Here is a 14,499-nt window from a genome sequence, read left to right as displayed (position 1 = left end):
TTAAATTGGAGAAACACGTGCGCCGCCTGTCCCTTGCCATTTGCACCTCGTGCGTTGCCCTGTCTTTGAGCAGCGCTGCGTCCGCAGAGCCCCTGCGGGCCCATGGTGCAGCGGGCCTCAGCAAGGCACTCGGGGGCCATCAGCAACGCGAGCTGGGGCTCGGTGCAACGGGCCTCCTGGGCGCGGAGCTCGGGGTGGCTAGTTTCCTGGGTGTCGAGTTTCAGCTGGGCACCATCTACCTCAGCGAGGGAGATCCGCCGCAGGATCCGACGCTAGAGCCCCTGGGAGCGAGCAGTGCGACCCTGGTGGGTTTGGGCGCGCGGCTGCATCCGTTTGGGGAGCGCGGTGTGCGAGCGGTGTCTCCCGGTGGGCTCTGGTTTGCTTTCCACGGGGAAGCAGTGTTTACAGGCGGCGCCGCGCGCCCAGGCGTGGATGCTCAGCTTGGGTACGACTTCAGTGCGGCGTCTGGGCGCCTCGGCGTTGGGCCGGTGTTCGGCTACACCCACGTCTTTCAGCCTGACGATCAGCTCCGACCCGCGGACGCGCGGGTGCCGTTCGTCGGGATCCACCTCGAGCTGGTGTTCGGCGAGCCCCCGAAGGGCCCCGGTGACCGCGACCACGATGGAATCATCGACCCCAAGGACAGGTGCCCGGACGAGCCTGAGGACAAGGATCAGTTCGAGGACTGGGACGGTTGCCCCGAGCCGGATAACGACAAGGATGGCGTCCTCGACGGCGCCGACAACTGCCCGCTGATCCCCGAGGATAAGGACGGCTTCCAAGACAACGACGGGTGCCCGGACACGGACAACGACCAGGATGGGATCTTGGACGTCAAAGACAAGTGTCCTGACGAACCCGAGGACAAGGACGACTTCGAGGACGAAGACGGCTGCCCTGACCCCGACAACGATCAAGACGGCATTCCGGACAGCGAAGACTTGTGTCCCAACGAGCCCGAGACCAAGAACGGCTACGCCGATCACGACGGCTGCCCGGACTCAGAGCAGATCCGCGTGGTTGGCGACCGCATCGTGCTCGACGACCGCGTGCACTTCCGCACCAACAGTCACATCATTCGTGTCGTCAGCTACCCGCTGCTCGAGCGTCTCGCGAAGCTGATCCTCGAGCACCCGGAGTACGTGCACATCGAAGTGGAGGGGCACACCGACGCCCGCGGTAGCGATAGCTTCAACAAGCGCCTCAGCCAAGACCGAGCCAATTCCGTCATGGAATTCCTGGTCAAGCATGGGGTCGCCAAGGACCGGATGAACGCGATCGGCTACGGCTCCGAGCGCCCGTTGGTGGACAAGAGCTCAGAACATGCTTGGTTCATGAACCGACGGGTGGAGTTCAAGGTGACACGGGAGCGCAAAGTGGTTCAGCACAGCGACGCAGCAGCCAGCTCGAAGGCTGCGCCGCCTCCGGTCCCGGTGCCTCCCAGCGACGACGACACCAAGCTGCCCGAGGAAGGTCCTGATGACGAGGGCCAGGCGCCGAAGGGAGGCGCGAAGTGAAGAAGCCCGCCTTCAAGCTATTGCGTCAGCTGGTCGTGGCGTGCGTGCTCGCCGCCGCGGTACCTCTCGCGTGTAGTTCCTCGGGGATCGTCGGAGGCGACTGCCGCAGCGGGCTGACCGAGTGTAGCGGCAAGTGTCTCGACCTAAGCTCTGATCCCGCGAACTGCGGCTCGTGTGGCAATGCGTGCGCCGAAGGCGTCGCGTGCGTCGCAGGGGTTTGCGGTGGTGACGCCAGCGTGGACGGCGGTAGCGACGCGAGCCTCGATGGGGGTAGCGACGCGACGGCTGACGGAGGGAGCGACGCGACGACTGATGCGCCGAGCGACGCTGGCGACGCATCGACGGACGGCGGCGATGCCTCAGCAGACGGCGGTGATGCTTCCGCAGACGGTGGCGACGCATCGAGCGACGCTGGAGATGCAGCCACAGACGCGAGCGACGCAGCCACGGACGCCAGCGACGCAGCCACGGACGCGAGCGATGCAGCCACGGACGCGGCGGATGCGTGCGTCCCGCCGTTCGACACGCCCGCGCGCTGCGGAGATTGTTTCACTTCATGCACCGTCGCCGAGCCGGTGTGTGCCGCAGTCGATGGTGGGTTTGCCTGTGTGCCGCTGTGCACGCCGCCCCTCGAGGACTGCAGCGGCACCTGCGTCGACAAGCAGACGGATCCCGACAACTGTGGGAGCTGCGGCAATCGCTGCGTCACTCGGGTGTGCCAGGCAGGCTCTTGTGTGGGTTCCCGGGTTGGCCACATCGTTGCCATGTGCATGGATCTCGATGTCCACCCGAAGGACTCGATGCAGCAGCTGCTGTTCACCAACGCGGTCACGTTGCCTCCCGGATTCGCCGGTGTGAGCGTGCTTGCCTGGGACCAGTACGCTTCGCAGCCGCACAAGAACGATGTCGCGCAGGTCGTCGCCGATGCGCAGACCAACTCTGGACGCCCCTTGGCGCTCACGACCGTGAGCGACTACACCCTCATTCCTGCTCAGCTGAACGTCGCGAGCGCTCAGGTGTTCTTGGTCTACGATCAGACCCTGGCTCCAATGGGTGAGCTCGCGACGGCGGGCGCTGCGCTCCAGGCGTCTCTCGACTCGTTCACCATGGGTGGCGGCGTCGTGATCACGCTGAGCGGCGGCACCGGTGAGATGGATCAATTCCTCACCCAGAGCGGACTCCTGCCAGTCACCGGTATGACGGAGGTCACTGGTCAGCTGCTGCACAATCGGACGCCGGGGGATGCCGTCGGCCTCAACGTGCTCACGCCTTTCGTCGCGCCGCGCACGAGCTGTACTTTCCAGACATCGGTCACCCCGAGCACGCTCGATGTATTCGTGGTGCGCGATCAGCCGGCTCCCAGCGCTGGGGAGGCCAGCGTGATCCATCGTATCCGTCAGCCCTGACGCTCCTCTCCCCCCAAACCCTCGCTTCTGGGTTCCTGGGCGAGAGTGTTGAGTGCGGATGGTAGGCTAGGGCGATGCGAACCATTGGGGGCTCACTTCTAGTGTTCCTAGCGTTGGCAGTCGGTTGCGCGGGGAAGCAACTTCCGCCGTCTTCACCGCGTCCGTTGGCACCGGAGCGTGCCGTCCAAGCCCCGCCCGACGCTCCAGCGCCGGTGACGTCGGGCCTGCCCGAGCTGAAGCCACGGCGATCGAAGTTCGGAAAGTTGTGTGAGGCGTGGGCTCTGTACGCCTGTGAAGAGCTATGCAAGCAGGGGCAAGCGCTGAGCTGCTCGCGGTTGGGTTACATCCTGGCCCTCGGTGGTGCGGAGAATCCGATTCTCCCGGTGACCAAGTTCGAGCCCGACCTCGAAGGCGCGAGGGCAGCTTGGCAGAAAGCGTGCGAGAGTGGTTACCAGCCATCCTGCGTGCAATTCGCACGGCTGATGGACCGAGGTGTCGGTGGTGAGCGTGATGCCGTAGGCGCAAGACGTATCCGCGTGGATGCTTGCAGCGCGGGCTACGGGGACGCTTGCTACGAGTTAGCCGCCCACGAACCCCCCGACAAAGCCATCAAACTATATGAAAAGGGCTGTGAAGGCGGCTACGCCAATGCTTGTGTGGAAGCCGGCGCCTTCTACGAGGAGCAAGACTTCAAGCGCGCGATGTCCTTCTATTCGCGAGCGTTCTTTGCTCCGACAAAAGCGAAGGGCACCCTCATTTGTCCCAAGGGGACGCAGCTCTTCAGGCAGGTGGAGGAGCTGGAGTTCGCGTACCTGATCCGCGAACCGGCGATCTTCTGCGGCCGACTCGAGGGACGTCGCCCCAAGAAGCAGGGACCCTACATTCGCTTCGCGACACTAGAGGACGAGGAGGTTCATGGGGTGGTCGTCGCCCGTGGACGTTATGAAAACGATCGCAAGCAGGGGCTTTGGGAGGGTTACGACGCGCACGGCAAGCTGCTCTCCCGAGAGAACTTCGACCAAGGGCAGGAGCACGCTCTATGCGAGCGCTTCCAAGCGGACGAAACGAATTACCATGAGAAAACGAACTACGTGCACGGCAAGCGGCACGGGAAGTACTCACTCCGATACGACGACCTAAGCGAAACTGGGCAATACGAAGCAGGTAAGAAACAAGGTCTCTGGACCAGAATCCGCACGGTAGTTCGCTACATCAAGACCGAAACGCGGTACCAGCAAGGTAAGATTGTGGGCGACGAAGTCAGCTACTACAAAGACGGGACGGTCGAGCACAGCACGCCCCACGACGCGGATGGCGCGGTGCACGGCACGGTCAGGTATTTCCGCGAGGATGGTACTCTTAGAGCGGAGATGGACTACCTGCACGGTACGCATCGAGCCACGAGAGACTACGCCCGTAGTGGCAAGCTCGCGAGGGAAGCCGTCGAGCAGCCGGGCGGCGCGCAGCGGGTAAAGGAGTACTACGACACGGGTCAGCTGCGACTCGAGTACACGTACGATGACGGCGACCAGTACGACGAGCGGGAGTACGATCGCTCCGGCAAGCCGATACGCACTGATTGAGCGGCTCGAGCCTGCGTGGCTACTGATTACGCGGGGAGCAACTTTAGCGGGCTGTCAGGCGCGGCGTTGGTGCCTATGTAGCGCGGGTGACGTCATCGGAGTTTGGTTGCCCCGTGGAGTTCGCACTCAGCGTGCTCGGGGGAAAGTGGAAGACGGTGCTCTTGGCCCACCTCAAGACAGGGCCGAAGCGCTATCGAGACTTGCGGAACTTAGTGCCCAAGCTGAGTGACAAGATGCTCACCCAGCGCATCCATGAGCTGGAGCTCGGCGGTTTGATCGAAAAAGACGCTGCGTCTGCCTACGTGATGACCGACCGTGGTCGCTCCCTGTCTCCCGTGTTGCAGGCCCTTTTTGATTGGGGGGAGGAGCACCGGGATAACCTAACGAACCGCCCTTAACGCACCATCTGGTGCGTTGCGGTTGTCAGTGGTGGGCACTAGCTTCCGTCGATGATCACCGAGTACGTGCGCTATCGCATCCCTGACGACCAAACGGACGAGTTCGTTTCCGCGTATCAACGAGCGGCCAAGGTGCTGGACGTCAGCCCGTTCTGCATCGACTACGAGTTGGCTCGTTGCGAAGAGGAGCCGGCGCGCTTCACCCTGCGCATCCACTGGACCTCCGTCGAGGAGCACTTAAGCGGCTTTCGCAAAAGCGCGGAGTTCCCGGCGTTCCTGGCAGCGGTGCGTCCCTTCATCACCCACATCGAGGAGATGCAGCACTACGCGCCCGTGCTCAGCTCCGAGTCAGTCGGCTAGGGCACCGTCAGTGCGGGCTCCGTCAAGCCGGGGAACACACCGCCGCTCCAGTTGGTGACGTAGTCGCCGTCATGGGCGAACGCACTCACGCGGTACTTGAGCTTGGTCAAGTCGGCACCGATCGAGTCGAGCTCCGACTTGGGGACGAAGAAGTGGATCTCGTCCACCAGGATGACCGCGACGGCTCCGCTGGTTGCGGTGACGTCAGTAAAGGTGCCGTTCAAGGCTTCGGTCACGGTGAGGATCAACGTGCCGCCAGGGCCGGTGTGAAGCTCGTACCAGCGATCGGTGCCGTCGAAGAAGTCGGCGTCGCATGGAGCGCTGGCGGCGTAGTTGTTGCCGGCGACGCCGTCTCGATCGACAACGAAGGCGTACTGGTAGAACTTGTTGCCGGGGTCGTCCGCAGGGAACGGCGCGCGCAGCTTGACGCTAACATGTAGATATTGCCCTGCGGCAACGGAACCGGGGGTCACGAGGCCACCGTGGAAAACACCGTAGGGCAGGCCCGGGAGACTCAAGCCCGGACCAAATGGTGCGTTCGCCGAGTTGAAGTAGCGCACGACGTCGGGCGTCTCGAGCTGGGCTCTCACCGCTGAAATGTCTTGCGCGGGCTGAGGAGTCTTTTCCCTGGGATTGGCAAACTCACACGAGTGCCGTTTGAGGCCGCTCGAGAACTGCGCGGGCGGCGGAGCGCCTGGCGGCGGTGCGGGCGGGGAGAATGAACCCCAGTACCAGAACCAATCGAAATCGTCGGCGCGCACGGCGAGGGCGTCGATGTCGTCTTGGCCTCCGCTGGATGCCATGGGTTGCAAGCCGAGGGCGACTTGATCGACGAGCAGCGCGTTGACGCCGCCGCCCTTGGATTGGAAGACGTCGGCGGGGTGCTCGCCCGCGCTCGATTGCAGGAACACCGCGCTCCCCGTCTTGCCGACGCTGGTTGGATCCACGGAGAACCACACGTCGCTGGGCGTGGTGATCGCGGCGCCAAACACGACTAGCGCGTCGATGTCGTCTCCCGGCAGCAAGCCGAGATCGTCGCAGCTGAAGGTGACGCGGTTCACGCCATCGCCGTCGGACTCGAACAAGGTGCAACCGCGTTCGTTGGCCGCGGTCATGGCGACGGCGCTGCCGGGCGCGCCTTGGGAGTCCTTGGTGACGGAGAAGTAGATGCGCGCGTTGCCTTGCACATCGAGGTCGAAGGCGTTGACGTTGTCCTTCGGTGTGCCGCCCGCCGCTAGGGGTTGCAGGCCGATGCGATACTCGTCGGTATAGAGCTGGTTCTTGCCGCCGCCGGTGGGATCTAGCGCGCCGACGGAGACGAAGAGGTCGCCCGGATCTTCGCTGGCCATGGACTCATCGCGGACCTCGGTGACGGGCAAGCCGTCGGTGCTCTGTGTAACATTCCTTACGGAAAAGTATAGCGGTGCAGGGAAAACGACCTGATGGGGAGCGCTCACGGCGTCTAGGTCGTCCGCTGCGGCGAGCCCGAGGTTCGCGTTGCTGAAGTAGAGCTCGTTGGTTCCCGATGCTCCGCTATGGTCGGCGTCGTCTCCAACGTTGCTCGAGCCATACAGCTGGCTCGCCACTTGGCTCTGGTTCGTCTCGACGGCTGTGCCGCTCAAGCCGATGGCGCCCGGCGAGACGCTGAAGATCTGATTCGGCTGATTGCCCGCGCTGCCGCCGGTGCCTGCGCCGCCTCCGCTCGCACCGCCCGCGCCGCTCGCACCGCCCGCGCCAGCTCCCGAAGCGCCGGCGCTGCCGCTCACACCGGCACTGCCGCTCACACCGGCACTGCCGCTGTTGCCTCCCGCGCCGCCGCTGGTCTGGCTGCCTCCCGCTCCGGCGCTGCTTCCCGCCGCGCCTCCGTTGCCGCCGGCGGGCTTCTTGCTGCTGGAGTCATCGCAGGCAAGGGCCAATAGCAGTGGAAAAGTGGCGATGATGAGTCGACGCATGAGTCCTCCTGATCCGATGGTGCTCGTGCATTACGAGCCGCCGGATCCGTCGGATTGCCTCTCACCACTCAATCACCCGCGCTGGGGAGGCCGTATCCCCAATCTGCGCTTGCTGCTGCTCCGAGCGCAAAGAGACTATCCGCGAGGATCTAGATCAAGCCCTTCCGGCGGGCCTTCTCCAGGGCGTCGTGCTTGCCATTGGCCTGGAGCTTTTCGTAGATCTTCTTGATGTGGCTGTGCACGGTGTGCGGGCTCAAGTTCAGGTTGCTGGCGATCTCTTTGTAGCTCAGCCCCTGTTCAACGAAGCTCAGCACCTCCGTCTCGCGGCGACTCAAGAGCTCCGGGCTAGCCGCGGGGCGCGCTTGAAACTCCTGGATCACCGCGCGGGCGATCTTCGGGCTCATGGGCGCGCCGCCTTGATTCAGGCTGTGCAACGCTTCGATCAACTCCCGCGGTGTGGAGCCTTTGAGCACGTAGCTGGTCGCGCCGGCTTTGAGCGCGGCGAACACCGTCTCGCGATCTTCGAACACGGTGTAGGCCATCACCTCGAGCTCTGGGCGCTGCGCTTTGAGCGCGGCGATCAGCTCGATGCCGGATTGATCGGGGAGGCCGATGTCGCTCAGGACGATTTCCGCAGGGGAATCGCTCAGTGCCGCGAGGGCGTCAGCGACGTTCGCTGCGGTACCAACGACTTCCACCTCTCTCTCCCCCCCAAGCAAGAGTTCGAGATTTTGACGGATGAGATGGTCGTCCTCGACGATGAAGAGCTTCATCGGGTGCTCCCTTCGGTCTCCAGCTCAGGGTACGTGATGGGCAAGGGGACTTCGATGCGCAAGGTGTAGCGATCGGCGTCGCGCTCGGTGTGGAGCTTTCCGCCTAACGCTTGCACACGCGTTTGCAGGTTGTTCGAGCCACGGCCGCGATTGATGCCCAGCGCTTCTGGCTTTGGCGCCGAACCATCGATTGGATTCTGCAGCTCGAAGAGCAGGCGCTCCCCGCTGATGTCGAGCGCCAGGCGGGGGGCTCCCGAACCGTACTTGAGCGCGTTGGTCATCGCCTCGCGGGCGATCTTCAACAGGTGATAGCGCAGTAGATTCGGCGGCGGTTCGAGGTTCGGTGGGTGAGATGCCTCGACGCTGATCGCGTTTTCAGCGTCTTCCGTCGCGAGGCTCGCTGAGACGTGCCGCGCTTGACCACGGAGCTCCGCGATCAAACCGCTCCAGCTCGCCTCTTCGTCGTCGAGGCTGTGCATGAAGCTGCGGATTTCTCCGAGCCCATCTCGCGACAGGGTGGCGATGGTTTGCAGCGTACGCTCGAGCTCCACGCCTTCGCGCCGCTTGGCGATTTCGCTCAAGAGTCCGATGTTCGTGGTGATGCCGCCGATGCCGTCGTGGAGATCACGCATCATCGCGGCGCGCTGTTGAGCGCTGGCAGCCAGCGCGCGGGCGCTCTCGCGCAGCTCCTCCAGGTAGCGCTGAAACAGAATCGTCGCGAGGCAGCCGATCAACACCAGCACACCCCACGGAACATACGTGTTGCCGCTGAACGAAATCCAACCGACGGCCGCGGCCACGTCACGCACCCCCGCCAGGGTGAGCACGATGACGCCCAACGCAAACCAGCGCGCCTCGCGGTTCCCCGCCAAGGCGCGTTGCCCAACGACGAACAAGATCAGCAAGTCGTTCACGCCGTGAAGCACCCGGAGCGTACCGAGTAGCGCGTTCTGTTGGTCGTTGTCGAGCAGCGTCCAAGGGCCGAGGCCACCCACCGTGTACGCAACCCCGAGGAAACAAGCCAGCCAGCACACTTCGAACCACCACAGACGCTTGAGCCACGGCTGCCAGCGTGAAGTGCCGTGCGCGAAGAACAGCCGCCAAGCGAAGCCCAGGCCGCCTAGCAACAAGAGCGGGTGAGACAGGAACCAAACGTCGAACCACAGCTCCGGCGCGTCGACCAGGATGCCTTTGATGCGGGTGTAGCGCAGCGTGTAGAGCCCCGTGCCGAGCGCGAGTGAAGCAAAGGCGAAGCTCAACGGACGGTCGCCTCGACCCAACGCAGCGGCCAATAGCGCCAGCACTCCGAGCAAGATCACCAGGGCGCCGATCAGCAAGCTCGCGACGTCGCTCCGCACCACGTCGCTGAGCAAAGCGCCTCGCTCGCCCACTCGTACGCGTCCTTGCACGCCGATCAGCGAGTAGTCCGAGCGCAAGCGCAGGTACACCCACTGACCTTCGCTGCCCCGCGGCAAACTGACCAAATGCCAGGGCAAGCCGCGCCCCGTGTTGTGGCCGTGCTCCAGGTCGCCGAAGGCGTGAATGCGCTGACCCTTGAAGTACACCTCGAGGGCCAGCAGCGCCTGGTCGATGCTCAGGGTCGGTTCTTGCCAGTGAGCGCCAGGCAGGCGCGCGCGCATCCAGAGATAGTGTCCAGCTTCGCCGGGCGGGCGCCCTGTGGGGTAAGCAGGGAGCCTCAAGTGTTGCCACGGGGATCCATCTTTGGGCTCCACCAGGCGACCTTCCGCATCGCGCGGTAGGTCGCCCCAGTGGTACTCCCAGTCGCTCAGCTCGACCGCTGGAGGCTCGACGGAGCTGCCCGATTTGCGCTCCAGCGTGTGCCCGGGGGTGTAGCCGCAGGCGCCGAGCAGGGTCGCGCAGACGAACAGCAGCAATACTCGAAGCCCCGCCCAACTCATCGAGCCTAGAGGGTCGCACGGAATCGCCGAGTATTGGCATTTCCTTGCGGCTGAGCGCTAAAGGCAACTGAGCTCGATATTGCTCGAGACGGCCATGCTGCGCACTGAGGTGACCGCGGATCCGTTGCGCGTTGCGGTGAACACGCCATACGTGCCACCTCCGTCGAAATCCGGCGGATTGCTCGACGACACCAACAAGTCACCGTTGTCGAGCAGTTGAGCGCCCACGGGGTTCAAGCCAGGGGTCGCTGTCGAGGCGGTCGCGCTGCCACTTCCGTTCAGCTCCGCGACCCGCGCCTCACCGGCGAGGGACACCAAGAACTGCCCGCTGGCTATCTCAGCGATTTGCATCGGATCGTCCACACCGGTCAATAGGTCCGTCATGCTACCGCCGCCCGCCGGAACCATCGCCACGCGGTTCGTGCCCAGGTCTGCCTGGCTGACCCAGGCACTCCCATCCGTGCGGAAGTGAATGAAGTGAGCCGCGCCGCTGGCGTAGGTCGAACCTGTCATCGTCAAGTCGCTGAACTCCTCGATCTGGTCGCTGCGCCCGACGTAGATCTTGCCTCCAAAGAAGTCGAGCCCAAGCGGCTGCCCGATGAAGTGCTCAGCCACGAACTTCCCGTCGGTGTCCCAGACCGTGACTTCACTGAAGCCCGACACGTAAATGCAGTTGTCAGGTCCTTGGTAGACTCGGTTGGGGGTGAGGAGCCCTCCCTTGAAGAGTGAGCGAACAAAGGCACCGTCCGAGCGCCGATGGACGTTGACTTGGCCCTCGCCACCCGACGTCACGCCACCCACCAAGAAAACGTCTTCGGTGCCCCGCGCGCAGCGCGTGCCCGTTGGCTTTGCCGCGCAGAAAGCACTGGGCGTTCCGCCGCTACCGCCGGTGCCCACCGTTCCAGCGCTGCCCGCGGCGCCTCCGCTGGCCATGCCGGCGGTGCCGCCTGTCGTTGCTCCTGCGCTCCCCGCCGCACCGCCCGTGGCCGCGCCGGCTGCGCCTCCAGTCGTTGCACCCGCGCTGCCACCCATGCCGCCAGCACCGGCGCCAGCACTGCCGCTCGAGCCAGCACTGCCGCTTGAGCCAGCACTGCCGCTTGAGCCAGCACTGCCGCCCATGCCGCCGGCTGCGCCGCCCGTGCCGCCCATGCCGCCCTGGTTGCTGCCGCTGGAGCCTGAGCTACCACCCTGAGCATTGCCGGCCGCGCCACCGCTTCCTCCAGCGGCTCCGGCGCCTCCGTTGCCTGATGAAGCGTCATCCGAACAGCCGATGGCCAGTGTGCCGAGTACGAGGCAAGTGAGTGCGATGCGCATGAGACCCTCCGTGTGATCAGTCGAAATCGGCGCGACGCGTCTCCAGTACCCGCCGCGAGTCCTGCATACGCGGCGGCTCCGATCGCGGATCAGGCCTAAAAATGGGCAAATTCGCACACCAAGTCGGGTGATCCGGCATCCCCAATCCGGGTCTAGCGGGGCGAGATCCCACGCCAATTAGTCGCCCAGTGAGGCCGCGGCTGACTAGCATGCCGGCGATGTTCGGCAGCCTGGGACGCCGCAGCGTGGAAGCCACAGTGCTGCTGTTTGCGGTGCTCGGCTTCACCTACGTGCCCCTCGGGGAGCACACTGGGCTCGAGCACGCGAAGGCCATCTTCGGCACCGATGCCGCCAGTCGCGCGGGCAGCGAGCTGTGGGGAGCCGTCAGCCGCCTGCGCGACCGTTGGCTCGGCGATCCACGAGGTCACGTGCCGCCACCGGCGCCGTCGGGCGCGGCGCCTGAGCCGAACTCCGCGACGCCGGAGGAGCTCCTGAGCAAGTCAGCCCCCGCGGAGGCCGCTGATCTGAGCGACATCCCGGAGGCTGACGAGGGGTCCGGAGCAGACGCCCCGACCCCGGAGCCGCAGCCCTAACTTCTGCTCGGCTACTTCTTCTTGCCGGAGATCTTGACGACCTTCTCAACCATTTCCTTGGGGAAAGTGCCCTGGCCGAGCTTGGTCACCGCCTTGCGCAGGAGCTTCTCCCACTCGTCGCGCTCCGCCTGGGTCAGCTTGACCACCGTCATCTTCTTCGCCAGGCGCGCGTAGGCTGCGTCGTCGAGCTTGCGGATCTTCTTCGCGCCCTTCTTGCCGTACTTGCGCTGCAGCTTGAGCACGAGCTTGCGCGTATCCTCCGGCATGCCCTCGAGGGTCTTGGTGCGGATCACCGTGCCACCGATCGCGCACACCGTGGAGTCCGCGCCGATGTGATCGAGCTGGGGCGTCCACTGTAGCTGCTCCGCGGCCAGAGGCGGGGCGCTGAGGACGTTCACCGCGCCGGAGCGCAGGTTTGGCAGCACCTCCGTCGGGCCGAGGGGAGTGGGCGTCACCTGGCCAATCAGGCCGTAAATCACCGGGGCCATCGGCTCATCTCGCCAGGCGACGGGCTTCTTGCCTTGCATATCCCCAGGTTTCCTCACGGCAAAGCCCTTGGACATCAGGCGCACGCGGCCGAGGTCGCCCCAACCCACGACGGTGAAGCCTTCCTTCTCGAAGCCGCCTTCGAGCTCCTTCTTCATCTGCTTGCGCGCTTTGTCGAGCAGCGCCCAGCTGTCGAGCACGCCCGGGAGCTGCAACACCATCACGTTCTTGTAGATGCGTGAGAGTCCGACGGAGGTCAGCGCCGCAGCGTCGATCTGCCCTGTCTTCAGCTTCGAGACCATGGCGCCTTCATCGCCCTGGACGCCGTTGTAGTAGACGAGCAACCCAACTTCATCGCTCGTCTTCTGGCGCAGCTTTTTGTCCAGCTTGACGAAGAACTTCCCCCACGCGGAGTTCTTTGGAGCCAGCGTCGCAATCTTGATCTCCGTCGTCGCTGAGGCCCGATTGCTGAACCCAACGCTGGCGCACACCAGCGCCGCCACCACCATCCACCGCGTCCACTGCATGAGGCTCAGCGTGCGAGATTTTGCACCCGGTGTCGAGCCTCCCGGCCCGCCGGTCAAGCTAAGTTACTGCGGTTTCGAGGCAATTCGGGACGCTGTGGCAGCACGAAAGGCGCGAATGGACAACTCCCCGCGAGCCCGCTCCGTGGGTACGCTTGGACCATGTTCATCCTCAAAGGCGCTCCCCTCCAAGCTGCTCGTGCTGCCGTACTCGCCGGCTGGGGCGTTGGCGTCGCCGCGTGGTTCGTCCCCGGCCTCGCCAGTCAACGCTGGATCGTCCCAACCCTCGTCGGCATCCACGCCATCGAGTGCTTCGCCTTCCTCCCCCTACTGCGCAAAACGGGCCGCGACGGCAACGCCGACCTCCCCATGCTGCTCATCTTCGGCGCAGTCCACTACCTATCCCTAGACCGCACCCCAGCCAACTCAGACGCCGCAGAGCCGAGCTGAGCCGATGTAGCAGCCGCCGCCCGGATCCGCGCGGATTTTGGGGGTGAGGGAGCAGTGGGCTGGTGCCTTGTGCCTTGTGCGCAATCCAATCGCTCAGCGACCGACATCGCCACGATGGAAAGCGCGAAGCCGGAGCCAACACCGCCACGTCAGCCACACGACGTGCTGGTGAAGCAGATCTTCGGTGATCCGAAGAACGCGCGGGTTGAGCTCGAAGCGGTGCTACCCGCACCGATCGTCGCGGCGATCGATTGGTCCACGCTTGAGGTGCTGCCAGAGACCTTCATCGATCCGGCGTTCGCTAAGACGCAAGCCGACTTGCTGTTTCGGGTGCAGCTCGCGGGTCGCGACGCGCGGCTCTACATCGTGTTCGAACACAAGAGCGACTCAAAGGCGGAGACGCTGGTGCAAGTGGGGCGCTACGTGCTCGATGTGCTCGCGCGCTACTTCCAACACGGGGGGAAGCTGCCCGCTCCTGTGGTGCTGCCGATTGTATTGCACCACAGCAAGGCCGGGTGGCCCGTCGCGCAGAGCTTCGAGGAACTCTTCGACCCCGCGGTGCTCGCAATCCCGGGAGTTCGAGAGCACGTGCCGCACTTCCGCGTGGTCCTAGATGACATCAGTCACCAGACTGACGAAGCCTTACGCACCCGCGCCAAGGACGCGGCATCGCTGATCGTTCCGCTCACCCTTTGGGCGCTGCGGGACTCGCGGGACGACGAGGCGATTCGTGGTGCCTTTGCCCACTGGGCGCTGGTTATTGCAATACTCTGGCGGCTCCCCGATGCCCGAACCGGGCTGTTCTTTGTGCTACATTACCTGACGCTGCTGACCCAGGCGCTGACAGAAGGAGACTTGCTGGAAGCGCTTGGAGACGCGACGCCGGAGGCGAAGGAAGCGATGACGACACTTGCTGAAAAGTGGATGGCTCAAGGCGAGGCCCGGGGACGAACTCAAGGCGAACGTCGCGCGCTCGAGCGGCTGCTCCGTCGCAAGTTTGGAGATGCCGTGCTGGATGACTCGGTGCTGAGTCGCCTCGCCGCCGCGGATGAAGCCCAGCTCGAACAGTGGACGGACCGGGTGCTGGATGCCCAGCGGTTGGAAGACGTTTTTGGGTAAAGCTAGGCGTGATGGAAATTTACCTCACGGAATCAATCATTAGGGGTGGCATGGCGATGAACAGCGTCCCAACCCTGAACCGTGAGGACGTTCCGCCAGCGTTGT

General features: G+C 64.5%; 13 protein-coding genes. 8 read left to right on the top strand and 5 right to left on the bottom strand.

All coding sequences use genetic code 11. The annotated features are described in order from the left end of the window. Positions 1 to 17: 17 nt before the first annotated feature. From H6718_06645 to H6718_06625, 5 genes are all read left to right on the top strand, one after another. Positions 18 to 1,517, top strand: coding sequence for an OmpA family protein (locus H6718_06645; GenBank protein MCB9585058.1), 1,500 nt, complete (start codon positions 18 to 20; stop codon positions 1,515 to 1,517). Beyond that, positions 1,514 to 2,923 (top strand): hypothetical protein, encoded by a 1,410-nt coding sequence (locus H6718_06640; protein ID MCB9585057.1) that lies wholly within the window; start codon positions 1,514 to 1,516, stop codon positions 2,921 to 2,923. The genes H6718_06645 and H6718_06640 overlap by 4 nt, the downstream gene beginning before the upstream one ends. 74 nt (positions 2,924 to 2,997) lie before the next feature. After that, on the top strand, positions 2,998 to 4,506 hold the full coding sequence (locus H6718_06635) for a hypothetical protein (GenBank protein ID MCB9585056.1): 1,509 nt from the start codon (positions 2,998 to 3,000) through the stop codon (positions 4,504 to 4,506). An 86-nt stretch (positions 4,507 to 4,592) separates the two neighbouring features. Continuing rightward, entirely contained in the window at positions 4,593 to 4,904 is a 312-nt protein-coding gene (locus H6718_06630; protein ID MCB9585055.1) for a helix-turn-helix transcriptional regulator, read from the top strand. A gap of 51 nt (positions 4,905 to 4,955) precedes the next feature. After that, positions 4,956 to 5,264: an antibiotic biosynthesis monooxygenase gene (locus H6718_06625; GenBank protein ID MCB9585054.1), complete on the top strand. Its 309-nt coding sequence runs from the start codon at positions 4,956 to 4,958 to the stop codon at positions 5,262 to 5,264. On the opposite strand, the gene H6718_06620 is transcribed toward H6718_06625, so the two are convergent. The 4 genes from H6718_06620 to H6718_06605 form a co-directional block, all read right to left on the bottom strand. Continuing rightward, on the bottom strand, positions 5,261 to 7,216 hold the full coding sequence (locus tag H6718_06620) for a hypothetical protein (GenBank protein ID MCB9585053.1): 1,956 nt from the start codon (positions 7,214 to 7,216) through the stop codon (positions 5,261 to 5,263). The genes H6718_06625 and H6718_06620 overlap by 4 nt on opposite strands. 149 nt (positions 7,217 to 7,365) lie before the next feature. Further along, a complete protein-coding gene (locus tag H6718_06615) occupies positions 7,366 to 7,989 on the bottom strand; it encodes a response regulator transcription factor (GenBank protein MCB9585052.1) in 624 nt (207 codons plus the stop codon). Continuing rightward, positions 7,986 to 9,908 carry a hypothetical protein gene (locus H6718_06610; protein MCB9585051.1) on the bottom strand — a complete coding sequence of 641 codons (1,923 nt, stop codon included), beginning with the start codon at positions 9,906 to 9,908 and terminating at the stop codon, positions 7,986 to 7,988. Before H6718_06610 ends, H6718_06615 begins: the two co-directional genes overlap by 4 nt. A gap of 57 nt (positions 9,909 to 9,965) precedes the next feature. Next, positions 9,966 to 11,222 carry a hypothetical protein gene (locus H6718_06605; protein ID MCB9585050.1) on the bottom strand — a complete coding sequence of 419 codons (1,257 nt, stop codon included), beginning with the start codon at positions 11,220 to 11,222 and terminating at the stop codon, positions 9,966 to 9,968. Positions 11,223 to 11,440: 218 nt separating this feature from the next. On the opposite strand from H6718_06605, the gene H6718_06600 reads away from it, so the two are divergent. After that, complete coding sequence (locus H6718_06600) at positions 11,441 to 11,815, top strand: hypothetical protein (protein ID MCB9585049.1); 375 nt, start codon at positions 11,441 to 11,443, stop codon at positions 11,813 to 11,815. An 11-nt stretch (positions 11,816 to 11,826) separates the two neighbouring features. Here H6718_06600 and dctP read toward each other — a convergent pair whose 3' ends face one another. Further along, the gene (gene dctP / locus H6718_06595) at positions 11,827 to 12,828 is read right to left on the bottom strand and encodes a TRAP transporter substrate-binding protein DctP (GenBank protein MCB9585048.1); all 1,002 of its coding nucleotides are present in this window, start codon (positions 12,826 to 12,828) and stop codon (positions 11,827 to 11,829) included. A gap of 159 nt (positions 12,829 to 12,987) precedes the next feature. On the opposite strand from dctP, the gene H6718_06590 reads away from it, so the two are divergent. Beyond that, on the top strand, positions 12,988 to 13,275 hold the full coding sequence (locus tag H6718_06590; protein MCB9585047.1) for a hypothetical protein: 288 nt from the start codon (positions 12,988 to 12,990) through the stop codon (positions 13,273 to 13,275). A 114-nt stretch (positions 13,276 to 13,389) separates the two neighbouring features. Next, positions 13,390 to 14,394, top strand: a complete 1,005-nt coding sequence (locus H6718_06585) for an Rpn family recombination-promoting nuclease/putative transposase (protein MCB9585046.1) — start codon at positions 13,390 to 13,392, stop codon at positions 14,392 to 14,394. Positions 14,395 to 14,499: the final 105 nt, after the last annotated feature.

Source organism: Polyangiaceae bacterium (assembly GCA_020633205.1).
In the GTDB taxonomy this organism is placed as follows: Bacteria; Myxococcota_A; Polyangia; order Polyangiales; family Polyangiaceae; genus JAHBVY01.
The sequence above is the reverse complement of the archived record's forward strand: the minus strand, read 5'-3'. Positions and strand labels throughout refer to the sequence as shown.